General features: G+C 37.9%; 12 protein-coding genes. 7 read left to right on the plus strand and 5 right to left on the minus strand.

Annotated features, from left to right (window positions below; genetic code table 11):
• Positions 1 to 18: 18 nt before the first annotated feature.
• A complete protein-coding gene (locus tag HRT55_RS13335) occupies positions 19 to 1,671 on the minus strand; it encodes a PepSY domain-containing protein (RefSeq protein ID WP_291622016.1) in 1,653 nt (550 codons plus the stop codon).
• Positions 1,672 to 2,605: 934 nt separating this feature from the next.
• Here HRT55_RS13335 and HRT55_RS13340 point away from each other — a divergent pair.
• From HRT55_RS13340 to HRT55_RS13365, 6 genes are all read left to right on the plus strand, one after another.
• The gene (locus HRT55_RS13340; RefSeq protein WP_291622018.1) at positions 2,606 to 3,067 is read left to right on the plus strand and encodes a DUF6326 family protein; all 462 of its coding nucleotides are present in this window, start codon (positions 2,606 to 2,608) and stop codon (positions 3,065 to 3,067) included.
• Between the two features lie 4 nt (positions 3,068 to 3,071).
• Positions 3,072 to 3,767 carry a DUF4386 domain-containing protein gene (locus HRT55_RS13345; protein WP_291622020.1) on the plus strand — a complete coding sequence of 232 codons (696 nt, stop codon included), beginning with the start codon at positions 3,072 to 3,074 and terminating at the stop codon, positions 3,765 to 3,767.
• Between the two features lie 1,017 nt (positions 3,768 to 4,784).
• Positions 4,785 to 5,759, plus strand: coding sequence for a CsgG/HfaB family protein (locus tag HRT55_RS13350; RefSeq protein ID WP_291622022.1), 975 nt, complete (start codon positions 4,785 to 4,787; stop codon positions 5,757 to 5,759).
• Positions 5,760 to 5,777: 18 nt separating this feature from the next.
• Positions 5,778 to 6,095 (plus strand): hypothetical protein, encoded by a 318-nt coding sequence (locus HRT55_RS13355; RefSeq protein WP_291622024.1) that lies wholly within the window; start codon positions 5,778 to 5,780, stop codon positions 6,093 to 6,095.
• Positions 6,096 to 6,126: 31 nt separating this feature from the next.
• Positions 6,127 to 6,477, plus strand: coding sequence for a DUF4810 domain-containing protein (locus tag HRT55_RS13360; protein ID WP_291611100.1), 351 nt, complete (start codon positions 6,127 to 6,129; stop codon positions 6,475 to 6,477).
• Positions 6,478 to 6,482: 5 nt separating this feature from the next.
• Positions 6,483 to 7,172, plus strand: a complete 690-nt coding sequence (locus tag HRT55_RS13365) for a GNA1162 family protein (protein WP_291622026.1) — start codon at positions 6,483 to 6,485, stop codon at positions 7,170 to 7,172.
• Between the two features lie 343 nt (positions 7,173 to 7,515).
• Here the strand turns inward: HRT55_RS13365 and HRT55_RS13370 are convergent, their stop codons facing one another.
• Both HRT55_RS13370 and HRT55_RS13375 read right to left on the minus strand, forming a co-directional pair.
• Positions 7,516 to 7,761, minus strand: coding sequence for a helix-turn-helix transcriptional regulator (locus HRT55_RS13370; protein ID WP_291622028.1), 246 nt, complete (start codon positions 7,759 to 7,761; stop codon positions 7,516 to 7,518).
• A 119-nt stretch (positions 7,762 to 7,880) separates the two neighbouring features.
• Positions 7,881 to 8,366 carry a hypothetical protein gene (locus tag HRT55_RS13375; RefSeq protein WP_291622030.1) on the minus strand — a complete coding sequence of 162 codons (486 nt, stop codon included), beginning with the start codon at positions 8,364 to 8,366 and terminating at the stop codon, positions 7,881 to 7,883.
• A gap of 189 nt (positions 8,367 to 8,555) precedes the next feature.
• Between HRT55_RS13375 and HRT55_RS13380 the strand changes: the two genes are divergently transcribed.
• A complete protein-coding gene (locus HRT55_RS13380; RefSeq protein ID WP_291622032.1) occupies positions 8,556 to 11,003 on the plus strand; it encodes a cation:proton antiporter in 2,448 nt (815 codons plus the stop codon).
• Between the two features lie 30 nt (positions 11,004 to 11,033).
• On the opposite strand, the gene HRT55_RS13385 is transcribed toward HRT55_RS13380, so the two are convergent.
• Together HRT55_RS13385 and HRT55_RS13390 are read right to left on the minus strand one after the other, a co-directional pair.
• Positions 11,034 to 12,602: a phospholipase D family protein gene (locus HRT55_RS13385; protein WP_291622034.1), complete on the minus strand. Its 1,569-nt coding sequence runs from the start codon at positions 12,600 to 12,602 to the stop codon at positions 11,034 to 11,036.
• A gap of 94 nt (positions 12,603 to 12,696) precedes the next feature.
• Positions 12,697 to 13,455, minus strand: a complete 759-nt coding sequence (locus HRT55_RS13390; RefSeq protein WP_291622036.1) for a TSUP family transporter — start codon at positions 13,453 to 13,455, stop codon at positions 12,697 to 12,699.
• Positions 13,456 to 13,479: the final 24 nt, after the last annotated feature.

Genomic DNA, 13,479 nt, shown 5'->3' on the forward strand with positions numbered 1-13,479 from the left:
TGAACTTAACGAATGACTTTAATTGATGACACTGGCTTTACCTATTGAATTTTCAGTAAGTTCATCCGTGTTTATTAGCTGCTCATCAATAACAGCTTCTGCGCTACTAAATAACCTTGATGATACTAACCAACAACATAACGCTAAGCTTAACAACATGACTTCGACAATAAGTACATCAAAGTGCCCTGCGTTAAACATAACAACAATACCTTGTGACAACATTAACCAATCTAAAACAGGTATCATCGCTAAAGCCAGTGCGGTAATTTTTAAGAAGATTGCCGCGAACTGCTGTTGCGCTTTAATCAGTAATGAAGCAATCAAGCTAGCCGCTAAACAAGCAAAGAAAATTTGGCCAATTACATCACTACGACCCAGTAATTCTAATGGCAATAACCTAGCGCACAGAAAACCTACCGCTGTCGCGAAAATAGTGCCAATAAAACCACCTGTGGTCATTGCCCTAACGAGTTGTAAGCCAAGTTTATTTTGTTTTTCACTACGTAAATTAGCTCTTTTTTGTAACCACATTAAGTTGCCGGTTAAAATGATATAACAGGTACCTATACCCAAGACAAAAAACAATATGCGTAGTGAATAACCAGCAAAGTCACCAAAATGCAAGCTAGCAATAACCGCTAAACCACCGCGGATATCATTATCATAATTATTTTTGGTCAGATAAAGCTCACGACCCGAGGCAATATGGTACGTCACTTCTTTGCGCGTTGAAAATTGACTTTTATCATCACCACGAAAGGTGACCGAGGCACTTTCATCGCCAAAATGGTCGATAGACATACGTATTATATCTACCTCCCCTAGAGATGATTTTGCTGTTAGCAATAACTTATCTAAACCTTGCACCGGAATGGCAACATTCGTTTCCTCAAGGTGAATATCAACCACACCTGCGGCTTTAAATAACTTAGCTTGATCACCGCCATACAGGGCAACCGCATAAGATATTTGGTAAACAATTAATAGGTTAAATACCAAACCTGAAAATGCGTACATAATATGAAATGGTAAACCCATAACGCCTATCAAGTTATGGGCATCGAGTAATTTATCTTTTTTACCGTCTTTACGGTATTGAAAGAATTTACTGATGATCTTACGCCAGTGAATGACGACACCACTTAGTAGCGCGACAAAAAAGAATAAGGTCACCACACCAACAAAGTACAAACCCACCTCAGGAATATGTAAATTGTAATGCAGTTGATATAAGAAATTTCCCCATTCAAAAGCATTGCCATCACCCAGTATTTTACCGTCTGGTGAAATGATCAGGTGTTTATCGATATGATCTTCAACATGCTCGTCTAGATGATCCTCAAGATCATCAGGTAGATTAGCCTCTGCTACTATTTTTTCTTCAAAATATATATTCGTACTTGGCAGCTCTGCTGTTGGCATCTGCAAAATAAAGTAGCCATGAGTATTCACCTTATAATCTTTTGCTACTTGGCTAATAACCGCATCAATGGAAAAAGTTTCAAGCTCTTCACTGCTGACAAAGTAAGGGTCGCGTTCCCAAGAAATAATGTCTTCACGGAACAAACTCAACGAGCCGGCAAAAAATATAATAAATAATATGGTAGAAATAATTAGGCCAACCCAAGCATGCGCATTGGTTAGCGATTTTAGTGCATCACGTTTCATCTTTAATTACCGCAGTGAAAGTAGTAGAAGGTTGAGTAAAGCCGAGGGCGTAAGAACCATAGTTAGCTTTAACCAAGCCTTCTTCGCACTAGTAAATGAATAAGCCCAGACTTGTATACCTGCCCAAATAGGGAAAGCGCACAAAAGTCCAATTAATAACATGGTATCTTCTTTTATTGGTAACAGCAGATTCAGATTTAACACCACAGAAACGGATATCAATAAGCCTAATAAAAACCCGGCAAAAGTACGTGACCACATCAGCTATAGCTCCCAAAATTAAGTCCTAACCAACTAATAAAAGGTGAAGATAGCGCTAGTAAAAAAATCAAAGCACTACTGAGATGTAAGTAATATTTTTTATAAGCACTTATCAGAGTAACTAAGGGGAGAAAGCAACAAACCAACGAAAAACCGGTTATTAGTGCCGAAACGGTCGGCAAATGCTGCAATAAAATAACTAACATCAGCAATAGTAGGATTACTACGGTAATGCTACTAACTAATTTTGGTAGCGACTTTTTCAAAAAAGTTTGCCGTGAACTGGTACCGTACCAAATAAAGCAGGCCAGCCAGGCGGGAATAAAACTTAACAACATAACACTCTCTAAATCACAGCTGCAAACAATAACAATTATTATTTCTATTTATGATAAGGCGAGATAGAGTTTTAAGCAATAGCTGGACAAAAGCAAATGATAATTGATAGCATTTATTTAATAATGAATCACCTATCGCACTATATTAATATCGAAATGGAACAACTGACTGCTAGCACTGGTCGAATTTACTAACCGCTGTTTTGATATTTACTAAACAATAACTGATTTGACAATAATTGATTACCTATAACAACATAAGTAACTGATTTAATCGCATTATATATAATGGCACTATGTTTGCTCTCTACGGCTAACTACTTAAAGGAAATAAAATGAAGCAACTAGAAGACATTAAAATAAATATAAAAATAAAACTCTCTGCATTATGGGCAAGCTTAATGTTCATGTTCATTTATGCTGACTTTATTTCGCTGATGATACCGGGCCGAGTTATGGGGTTCAATGATGGAGCTATGGGACTAGGCACCACAACACCAATGAAGCTTGTTATCGTCGCAGTGCTAATGTCTGTACCTGCATTAATGGTTTACCTCTCTTTAGGTCAAAGGGCAAAATTTAGTAAGGTACTCAATATCTTATTTGGCGCTTTTTATGCCATCATCATGACACTAACCGTTTACTCTTCAATTAGTGAGTGGCGGAGCTTCTATATATTGATGGGAGTTATTGAAATTTTTATTTGTTTGTTCATCGTTTGGAGTGCTTGGAATTGGCCAAAAGCTAATGAGCAGTTGAACTGCCAGAAAAATAACCTTAATACAGACCAAGGGTAAATTAATGTCAATAAATCAAAATGCTAGACTTGCTGGTTTACTCTACTTGATTGTTGTCCTTACTGGCATTGTGAGTTTGGCTTACGTTCCCTCTCAACTCATAGTGTGGGATAACCCAGCTTTAACTGTAGAGAATATCAAAACTGCAGAATTTTTATTCCGGGTGGGTATTTTTAGTGGCGTTTTATGTTACATCGCCTTCTTAGCATTACCTTTTGCTCTTTTTAAATTATTTGAAAAAACTAACCGTGAAGTTGCCCTTTTTATGGTCATTTTTGCCGTGATTAGTGTGCCTATTTCTATTTTTAACTTGATTGGAAAATTGGATGTATTAACAGTCATAAATAACACCGCGCTATTAGAGCTATATTCCCCACAACAAATAAGTGCCCAAGTTATGACAATGTTACGTTCATACAATAATGGCATAACAATAGTTCAAGTTTTTTGGGGATTATGGTTATTTCCTTTCGGCTACTTAGTATTTAAGTCAGGACTGATACCGAGAGTCTTTGGCATCTTATTAATGTTTGGTTGTATTAGTTATTTGATTCGATTTACCGGAGCAATACTACTGCCAGAGCTAGATATTCCTAGTTTTGTCAGATTACCTGCATCAATTGCTGAAATTGGTACATGTTTATGGTTACTTATCATGGGGGCAAAAGATCCGTCAATTGATAAGCTTAAATCTGTGTAATCGCGTAGCTTTATATATAAAGTAGCAGGACTGGCAATAACCAGTTCTGCAACCTAACTTCAAAGTTGGATAGATCTTTACAGAGCGGTTTTGATCGCTTTAACGTTGAGCTAACTTTAAAGCCAAAATGCAATTAGTATCAAGTTAGTCAAGTGGCTGTTAAAAGTTTGCTACTTTCATTCCGTTTCACCTGCTCAAGTTTGATTATTGATCTAATGTATCTTTGACTTTATCTACTAGTTTTTCCGCCTTGCTTTCCAATAGCCCAAAACCTTCATTTGAACTTTGGTATTCATCAAAGATATCGTTCAGGTAATAGCTGTAGCCTATGAATAATATAAACGCTATCACTAACAATTTAATTGCTTTTTTAAGCAAACTGACAATAAAAAAATAATTAAAAAAAACAAGCCAACGATATATAAAGGATTACCTTGTAAAAACTCTATGAACGATGCCACTTATACTCTCCTGTCGTTATTATTTTGATTTAAATTTTATTATTTCAAAGGTGTGGATGTCTATGTAAATCAAACTGTTTTTAACAGCGAGTAAAAATATTGCTACTCGTGGAATTTTTTAATCAAGTACATTTAATTAAATGCATCAGTGATTATTCAACTGAGATAAGTCACATTAAATACCCGCAAGACACTATTAGAGCACTCCACTCCCCTTAAAAGGCTGCTGAATACAAATTGCCGCTAAGGACTTCTCCGTGCGCTATATAGTCCTTTAAGTCTGAATACCACCATAATTAACGTGTTCAGATCATGTGCCTGCATCATACGAATATTGTGCGCTCAACATTTAAATGATTTCCGCATTGCTTTCGATGTTGTAGGTACGCCTTAGCTCAATAACGAATACTCAGGGCTTGCTTAAATAACTTGAAATATAAAAAATTTACTGTTGAATGAATGGTTTAAAGTCGTAGATAAAATCACTCAGAAAAATGGGAACCTTTATTTTTTTATGTTAATATTTTTTAAATTTTTAATGTTATCAAGGAATAAGATGAATTATAAAACACTAATGCTAGCTATGTCGGTTAGTCTAATATTCACCGGTTGTGCAACGGTTGAAAAAAAAGAAATTCACAACACACCAGTTAAATCTCCCGCTATAAGTAAAACAATCACAGCCAGTGCCGATCAAACTAGATATCTAAAAAGAAAAGTTGCTATTGGTCGTTTCACCAACGAAACAACCTACGGACAAAGCTTTTTTATTGATAACGATAATAACCGTATTGGTAAACAAGCCATGGATATTCTTTCATCAAAATTATTTGAAACGGGTAAGTTCATCATGCTTGAGCGTGCTGACTTAAGCAAAATTGAAAAAGAACTCTCTATGTCAGGCAGTTCTGCACTAAATAACGCAGCTGATTTTATAATTGTTGGTTCAATTACGGAGTTTGGACGTAAAGAAGTTAGCGATGTAGGCGTTTTCTCACGTGTTAAACGTCAAGAAGCCAATGCAACTGTAAATATTCGTATTATTGATGTCTCTACAGGTCAAATTATCTACTCAGAAAAAGGTAAAGGCATAGCTTATTCTGAAGCAGGTACTGTACTAGGTGTGGGTGACAAAGCCGCTTACGATAGTTCGTTAAATGACAAAGTAATAGATGTTGCTATTACCGATTTAGCCTCAAATATTGTTGAAAATATGTTAGGTAAAGCATGGCGTTCTTATGTTCTTTCTTATGATGAAGGCAATTTGATAATTTCTGGTGGTAAGTCTCAGAATATTAAACAAGGGGCAATTTTTGAAGTAGTCAAGGCGGGTAAAAAAGTTAAGAATCCTCAAACAGGTATGTTTATCACCTTACCCGGTAAAACGATTGCTAAAGTTAAAGTGATAAGTTCATATGGCGAATCACCAGAATCAGAAGTTTCATTTAGCCAAATAATAGAGGGAAACTTGGACACTTATATCAAAGCAAATGATTATAAAGATTTGTTTATTCAAGAAATTATTAAATAACAACATAAGGACATTAAAATGAATATTATTCGGACATTATTTATATTTTTACTACTGGCTATGACATCAGCTTGTAGTAGTTACAACACTTATAGTTCAGGTCAAATGACTACAGAACCAGTATCTTATCTTTATTTCACAGGAAATATTACAAACGCTGAAGTTTCTATTGATGGCGCTCCTGCATTTTTGGTAACCAAAGCAGGCCCTAAACAACAATATAAGGTAACACCAGGTAAGCATACAATTATAGTTACCAAACGAGGTCAGGTAGTTGTTCAGCGTGACGTATTACTCGGCGATGATCATGAAAAAGAAATAAATATTCCCCAATAAAAATACCAATAACAATAATCATAGGATCAACATGAAATTAGTATTAACACTTCTGTTATTTACCGTAATTCTTAGTGGCTGTAAATCAACACCACCAATGTATATGTATGAAAATTACTCTGAAAGTTTTTATACCCTGAAAAAAGAAAGTGGCCATGAAGCTGATTCGCAATGGCAGAGCTCATTAGAAAACATTATCAAAAAATCAAATGCTAAAGCGGTAAGAGTTCCACCGGGAATTTATGCAAACTTAGGTTATATTCAATTAAAATCAAATAATTACCCAAAGGCGATTGAATTTTTTGAACAAGAAAAAAGCATTTATCCTGAATCAAGCAGATTTATGGAAAATTTAATTAAAAAAGCAAAAGTGAAGGGATAATCAAAATGAATATCATTGAAAAAATAAAAACTTCACTACTAACCATATCGATACTGTTTCTCAGCGGCTGCGTAGCGCCAACTTACGTAACAAAAGGGGAAGAATTCCCTAAAATGTACCAAGAAAAGCCTCGCTCATTGTTAGTTATGCCACCAATAAACCTAAGTACTGATGCCGAAGCAAAAGATTATTATTCCACGACAGTTGAAATGCCTATTGCTTTACATGGTTATTATACCTTTCCTTATCAACTTACTGCTGATGTATTAAGACAACAAGGCATTTATGATAGTGAGCTAGTTTATGATGTACCGCTAAATAAGTTTCATGAATACTTTGGCGCGGATGCAGTACTATTTACAAAAATTGTTAATTGGGATACTTCATATACTGTCTTAGCCTCAACGTTAACGGTTTCTATCGATGCAGAGATCAAATCAACCAAAACCTCTGAGATTTTATGGCAATATAATGGAACGGTTGTTATTGATTTATCTGTAAATGGTGGCGGAGGAATAGCTGGTTTACTCGTTAGCGCAATAGCAACAGCAATCAATACCGCAGCAGCTGATTATACGACTTATGCTAAACAAGCAAATGGACGGTTTATTGGTAGTATGCCTGTTGGGCCATATCATCCAATGTACATGAAAGATCAACAAATTAAACTGTTAAAACAAAGTAGCAACGACTAAATCGGTTAAAATACTCTTAGTGGGCTTTTCGTGGTTCGAAAAGTCCACTTTGTTGATTAGATAAATGGACAAAATACAGTTAATCCAATTTCAATTTACTTCACATTTTTGTCCGCTATTATTCACAACCTAATTCGACAGTTTACAGATACAAAATCTAATCATAAACAGTGATTGACACTGGTAACCTAATGTCGGCTCAGTGGTAATTACTGACCATTACAGTTCACACTTGTTGATCAACAATATTCAACAGTCTGCGAAGTTATTCAGCCTAATACAAAAAAGCATCACCATGAGTACCCCGCGGTGATGCTAACTTTCTAAATAAAGTTTATTGTATTTAATCTTTATTGATTTCACTATCATTGGCTTGCCACTGAAATAACTCATCAAGTGGTGTAGCAAAGATATCAGTTAAACAAAAAGCTACTTCTAATGACGGTGAATACTTACCCGCTTCAATAGCCGCAATTGTTTGCCGAGTTACCCCTAAAGCTTTGGCTAGCTCTTGCTGAGTCATCTCATCTTTTTCAAAGCGTTTTTTTCTTAACTGATTACTAATAATACCTTTTGGTTTTTTAGTCATGTCTTTTACCCTTAACTACTCACACTTACTATTTACGTTAACTATTCACATTAACGATTCAAATTAACTACTCAGGTTAACTTCTAAAATTAATTTCTAAAGTTAACTAAGCCCTGCAACTAAGCCGCTTTACGGTAGCGATAAATTTGTGTAGCCCGTGCAACAAACTCAACCCATAAGCCTGAAAACATCAGACCATGAATGATAAAGTCGATAGGTGGCACGTTACTAAAAAAGGGATAATTAATAATAACCCCTTGGCAAAATACATGTACAAGTAATATAGCAATACAAGTACTCAGGTTAAAATAGGCCCAAGTGGTCGTTTTCGCCTCAATGAGCTCATCTCTTTCGTCAACCAAAGAGATGTCTTCATCATCGCCGGTGATTTTTTTAATCACAGCTAATGCTATAAAGGCTATTACTACAAAAATAGTGCTAACAATTATTGTTTCTACCCATAAACCAACAACTTGTTCTGCGTGGCTCGAAAAAGTCCCCTCGAGTTGCATCAAACCCGTACCATAATACCAAGCAATGAATACAGTAAAAATCACACTAATCCATGCTGTTTGTTCACTAAAATTACTATTTTTTAAAATCATATATTACCTTCCTGGGTTTTAAATGTTAAATAAACTTAACACAAGGTAATACCCAGCCGACTCTATGTCAAATATTATTAACATTGTGTTTATTTAAATTAACATGACTAACTCAGTCGTTAAAGAAGGTTTTGCTAAAAAAATTTTACTATACTTAACGAATCCGCCCTTAACTGATAGGTAAGGATCATGCATTTTGAAACTGGTATGTTGGTGCTGGTATTTGTGGTGCTATCACTAATAATTGGTGCCATCACCCGTGATGCACTAAAGAATACTCCCATCCCCTATTCGGTTGCACTACTGGTCATTGGCTTGGCACTAGGTTTGATCCAACGTAGTGGCGTCTTCCAGCAATATATACCTTTGATGGATGCTACCGTTTTAATGGTCGCCGACGTCGACCCTCACTTAATCTTATGGCTCTTCTTGCCTATTCTTATTTTTGAAAGCGCCTTTGCCATGGAAGTACATTTATTTCGGCGGATATTTGGGCAAATTGCGCTATTGGCCGTGCCCGGATTAATGGTGGCAACCTTGTTAACTGCGGTACTAGCAAAATATGCCTTTCCTTGGGATTGGAGTTGGCCATTATGTTTTATGTTTGGTGCTCTTATTAGTGCGACAGATCCCGTTGCTGTGGTGGCATTACTAAAAGAATTAAGCTCACGGAAACGACTAGAAACGTTAATTGAAGGTGAGTCTTTATTTAACGATGGCACAGCAATTGTCTTTTTTATGCTATTTCTTTCTATGGTGGTAAGCCCTACCGAAGCGAGCATAAATCCGGCACTAATCGCCTGGGATTTTTTGCGGGTAGTATTTATTGGCGGCTTTATCGGCGCGGCCTTTGGTCTTATTGTTATTCATTGGATTGGCCGAGTATTCAACGATCCTATGATTGAAATTACTCTTTCTATCGTGGTCTCATACTTAGCCTTTATGGTCGCCGAAGCATTACATGTTTCCGGTGTAGTGGCGGTGGTGGTATTAGCGTTAATGTTTGCTAGCTTAGGCCGTACTAAAATATCTCCTGAGGTCAGTGGCTTTTTACATCATTTTTGGGAAATGATGGCCCATATAGCCAATACCATTATCTTTCTCTTGGTTGGCACACTCATCGCCGGCAGAGTGCAACTAGATAACAGCCAAATGTGGTTTACTCTGCTAATTTTATATATCAGCATACAGCTTATTCGCAGCTTTTCAGTCGCCTTGTTTATGCCGCTACTTAAACGTATTGGCATTGGCATTACCCGTGAAAAAGCTATTGTACTGGTTTGGGGCGGTTTACGCGGCGCGGTATCATTAGCTTTGGCACTTACTGTTGCCCAAAATGAACTTATCCCTAGAGAAATTGGCGACCAAATTCTGTTTTTATGCGCCGGAATTGTTGTACTCACCATGTTACTTAATGGTGGCAGCATGGGCTGGTTACTGAAAAAATTAGCGCTGAATCGTTTACCCGAAGCCAAACAAGCCACCGTTGATAAAGCGGGGGGCGAGGTGAATAAAACCTTATCTGCTATTTTACCCGAGATGATGGCCGATGAGTTTTTAAAAGGCGCTAACTGGCCACAAGTAAAGAAAATTTCCGGTATTCACGCGGTCAGTAGACAAACCCAAGTGGAGCAAATCAGTGAAGAAGAATTGGTCACCGCCTATCAACGGCGCTTACTCGAAACAGAGCGCAAACATTATTGGACTCAATTTGAACAAGGCACCTTGGGTGAAGGGGCAACGAACAAACTGGTATCCTCGGTTGAACATGCCTTAGATGGCACACCCACCATAGCTCCACGTTCTGAGCTAGAAAATTTGTGGCAAACGCCGCCACTGTTAAATGCTTTAAAGAATATTAAATCAATGAAGAAATTCGCCTTAAAACTCAGCTTTAATCGCTTATCATTAAGTTATGAAGTTGCTCGAGGTTTTATTCAGGCCCAAAGCGAACTTAAATCCCATGTTGATGAGTTAGCACCTAACGATAAAGCCGCAGAAGCCGTGCATATTATGGTAGAGGACAACAAAAAAACCACACTGTGTTATATCGCCAGCTTACGTGAAGCCTTTCCTGAGATCATCCATAGCTTAGAAACTTACTCAGCTTGTCGGTTACTCTTGTATAGAGAACGAGCGGTTATCTCGCAGCAGCTTAAACAAGCGGTACTTGATAAACCCGAAGCAGAACGCATGATCATGGCGGTGGAGAAGCGCATGGCGGCACTCAATAAAGCGCCAAATATCGAAAACTCAGCTTCTGGTGAACAGTTAATGAAACAACTCGCTTGGTTACAAGAGCTACCTAAAAGTACCCAAGAAAAAGTGAACAGCATTATGCAACACAGTATTTATAATCCCAATGAAGAAATAGCTAAGGCGGGTAAGGCTTTTTCTGCCTTAGGTATAATCACCCGAGGTACTGTCGAATTAGTACGCGAGCAAGATGGTAAAACAATTACCAGTGTCTTAGGTGCAGGTGAAACATTAAGTGCTGTATCGTTACTATCGGGATTTTCTGCCGAGAGTATTACCGCGACCTCTTTGGTGGATATTATCTGGTTACCCGGGGAAAAAATAAAACCTATCTTAGCCAGTGAGCCCGAACTATCACAAGCTATCGGTAAAATGATGTAATAGTGTTGAGATAAACCCTATATACGATTTTTACAATTGAGATTCAATGGGAAGAATTGAATACAGGTTTAAATTAAAACGTCGCCACCAACTAGTTTCTGGTTGAACGTCATGGACAATCACGTCATCATCAATAGTCTCTAGCCAAACCACCGCATCATTTTTTAAAGTGACTTGATAAGCCGATGCCTTGAGATTTTTATCAAATAATTCTGTCGCTATATAGGCTGCCATCGCTGGTATTTCACATACTACGCCCAACTCAGTGTTGATATTGGCTGATCTAGGATCGAAGTTAAATGAGCCGATATAGACTTCTTTACGATCAAAAATATAGGTTTTTGCATGCAGCGCACTTTTGGCTTCGGCGCTGCGACTTAACGAACGACTGGCCTTAGATTTTGCCTTGGGTTTAAGCTCATATAACTCAACGCCACCTTTGAGTAAGTTATAGCGCTGACGGGCATAACCTGATTGCGCCATAATGCCATCGGTAGAGGCGAGTGAGTTAGTGATCACTCTAACGCTAATGCCCTGTTCAACTAAAGCGACTAAATGTTTAGTACCTTTATCGCCGGGAACAAAATAAGGTGATATCAGCTCTAGGCTATGTTCAATTTTATTAGCGTGTGAGCGTAGCAGAGTAATCAAATAAGTGGTTTCAAGCTCAGACTTACCTAAAGTTTTATCCGGGCTATCATAAATAACATGTGCCTTACCGCGGTAAATTAACTGTTCATTATCTCCAGCCAAGCCACTTTCAATGCGTTTATACATTGCCGTGTTTCTTAGGTCTTGGACATAATCAGAGTCCTGCACAGATAAAACATAAGCAGACAGCGCTTGTCTCACTTGTGCTAAAGCATCTTTATGAGATTTATGATCATCAAAAATATAACCAGGAATAGCGAAGGGACTATTAAAGTAAATATCAAATTGCTCGTTCACTTCCGCGACGACAGGACCCACAGCCACTATATCAAGGTCGGCATAATTGCTTCTGACATTAGCGGAAAAGTAGCTCTCTTCAATGTTACGACCACCCACTATGGTGTATTGACTATCAACCGTAAATGACTTGTTATGCATACGTCGGTTAATACGCGCAGTATCAGCCAATGCGGCTGGAGCTTTATAGCCGCTCGATGAAAAAGGGTTATAAATTCGTACATCAATTAGCTCATGGTGATCCATGGCGAATAGTATGGCTTTTGTTTCACTATCAATGTTCAAATCATCTAATAACAAGCGAACCCGTACACCTTTATCAGCAAGCTCTATCATTTTATCCATCAGTAATTTACCAATGATATCGGCCTTCCAGATAAAGTATTGCACATCCACCGAGCGCTCAGCTTTCGACAGTAAAGCCATACGTGTTAAAAAAGCGTCGGTACCCTCGCTAATTAAGTACATAGCAGAGTTTTCGCTATCATCTATTTGAATATTACTGGCGGTTTTACCCAGCCAAGTTTGTTCGGTATCGCTATAGGCGTGACTGGCTACTTGCTCAAAATCTGTTGGCAACATCGAGCAAGCGGACAAGGATACAACAAAGAAAAAATAGCAAAGAGGCTGGTAAACACGCTTGAATGACATTAATTTATCCTTAAAAATTGAGGGGCTTAGCCCTGACCAACATGCTTACTTTAATCCTCGACTAGTTTTATTTCTACAATTTTTTTCCCTATGCCTATGCCGAAACATATTTAATTAACATGGCAAAACACATAAATACCACTAGATAGCGTAAATAGTTAACCGGTATTTTGAATAAACAATGTGAACCTAACCAAGCACCGATAAACTGCCCGACCATCATGACCATACCTGCCAGCCAAATCACATGGCCGGCAAATAGAAATACGATAAGTGAAGCTATATTGGTGGAGAAATTAAGTGTTTTTGCAATAGCGGTAGCTTCAAGAAACTTCTGCCCACGTAATGCTCGCCCTGCAAGAGTGAAAAATGAACCGGTACCAGGGCCAAAGATACCGTCGTAACAGCCAATAATCGGTACAACAAATCTTTTATAACTCGCAGATGAGACTTTTGCCGGTTTGTTATCTTCATCAATCGTCGGCGTAAATAAAAAATAAAAACCAATGATGGTAATAACGATAGGAATAACAGCCGTCAGCATTTCTGCATCAATAAACTGAATGATTACTGTGCCAATGGCAGAGCCAATAAAAGCAGAGAGCATTAGATGTTTCACCTGATGCCAACGTACTCGCCTACCTCGTAACATCATCAAGCTGGCAGTACCCGTGCCCATACTTGATTGCAGTTTATTAGTTGCCAGCGCAGCTAAAGGCGGCATGCCACTCATCATTAGCGCCGGCAAGGTTAATAAGCCGCCGCCGCCCGCTAAGGTATCGAGAAAACCGGCAACAATGGCGATGGTAAATAAAAATAAGGCTATTTCAATAGTTAAGCTGGCAAACTCCACAACACTTCCTCTAATTTTCAACAA

It is taken from the genome of Colwellia sp. (genome assembly GCF_013214175.1).
Classification (GTDB): Bacteria; Pseudomonadota; Gammaproteobacteria; order Enterobacterales; family Alteromonadaceae; genus Colwellia.

Excerpts from the sequence above, each read along its gene's own strand:
- HRT55_RS13335 (WP_291622016.1), bottom strand. The coding sequence starts at position 1,671 with ATGAAACGTGATGCACTAAAATCGCTAACCAATGCGCATGCTTGGGTT.
- HRT55_RS13340 (WP_291622018.1), top strand. The coding sequence starts at position 2,606 with ATGAAGCAACTAGAAGACATTAAAATAAATATAAAAATAAAACTCTCT.
- HRT55_RS13345 (WP_291622020.1), top strand. The coding sequence starts at position 3,072 with ATGTCAATAAATCAAAATGCTAGACTTGCTGGTTTACTCTACTTGATT.
- HRT55_RS13350 (WP_291622022.1), top strand. The coding sequence starts at position 4,785 with ATGAATTATAAAACACTAATGCTAGCTATGTCGGTTAGTCTAATATTC.
- HRT55_RS13355 (WP_291622024.1), top strand. The coding sequence starts at position 5,778 with ATGAATATTATTCGGACATTATTTATATTTTTACTACTGGCTATGACA.
- HRT55_RS13360 (WP_291611100.1), top strand. The coding sequence starts at position 6,127 with ATGAAATTAGTATTAACACTTCTGTTATTTACCGTAATTCTTAGTGGC.
- HRT55_RS13365 (WP_291622026.1), top strand. The coding sequence starts at position 6,483 with ATGAATATCATTGAAAAAATAAAAACTTCACTACTAACCATATCGATA.
- HRT55_RS13370 (WP_291622028.1), bottom strand. The coding sequence starts at position 7,761 with ATGACTAAAAAACCAAAAGGTATTATTAGTAATCAGTTAAGAAAAAAA.
- HRT55_RS13375 (WP_291622030.1), bottom strand. The coding sequence starts at position 8,366 with ATGATTTTAAAAAATAGTAATTTTAGTGAACAAACAGCATGGATTAGT.
- HRT55_RS13380 (WP_291622032.1), top strand. The coding sequence starts at position 8,556 with ATGCATTTTGAAACTGGTATGTTGGTGCTGGTATTTGTGGTGCTATCA.
- HRT55_RS13385 (WP_291622034.1), bottom strand. The coding sequence starts at position 12,602 with ATGTCATTCAAGCGTGTTTACCAGCCTCTTTGCTATTTTTTCTTTGTT.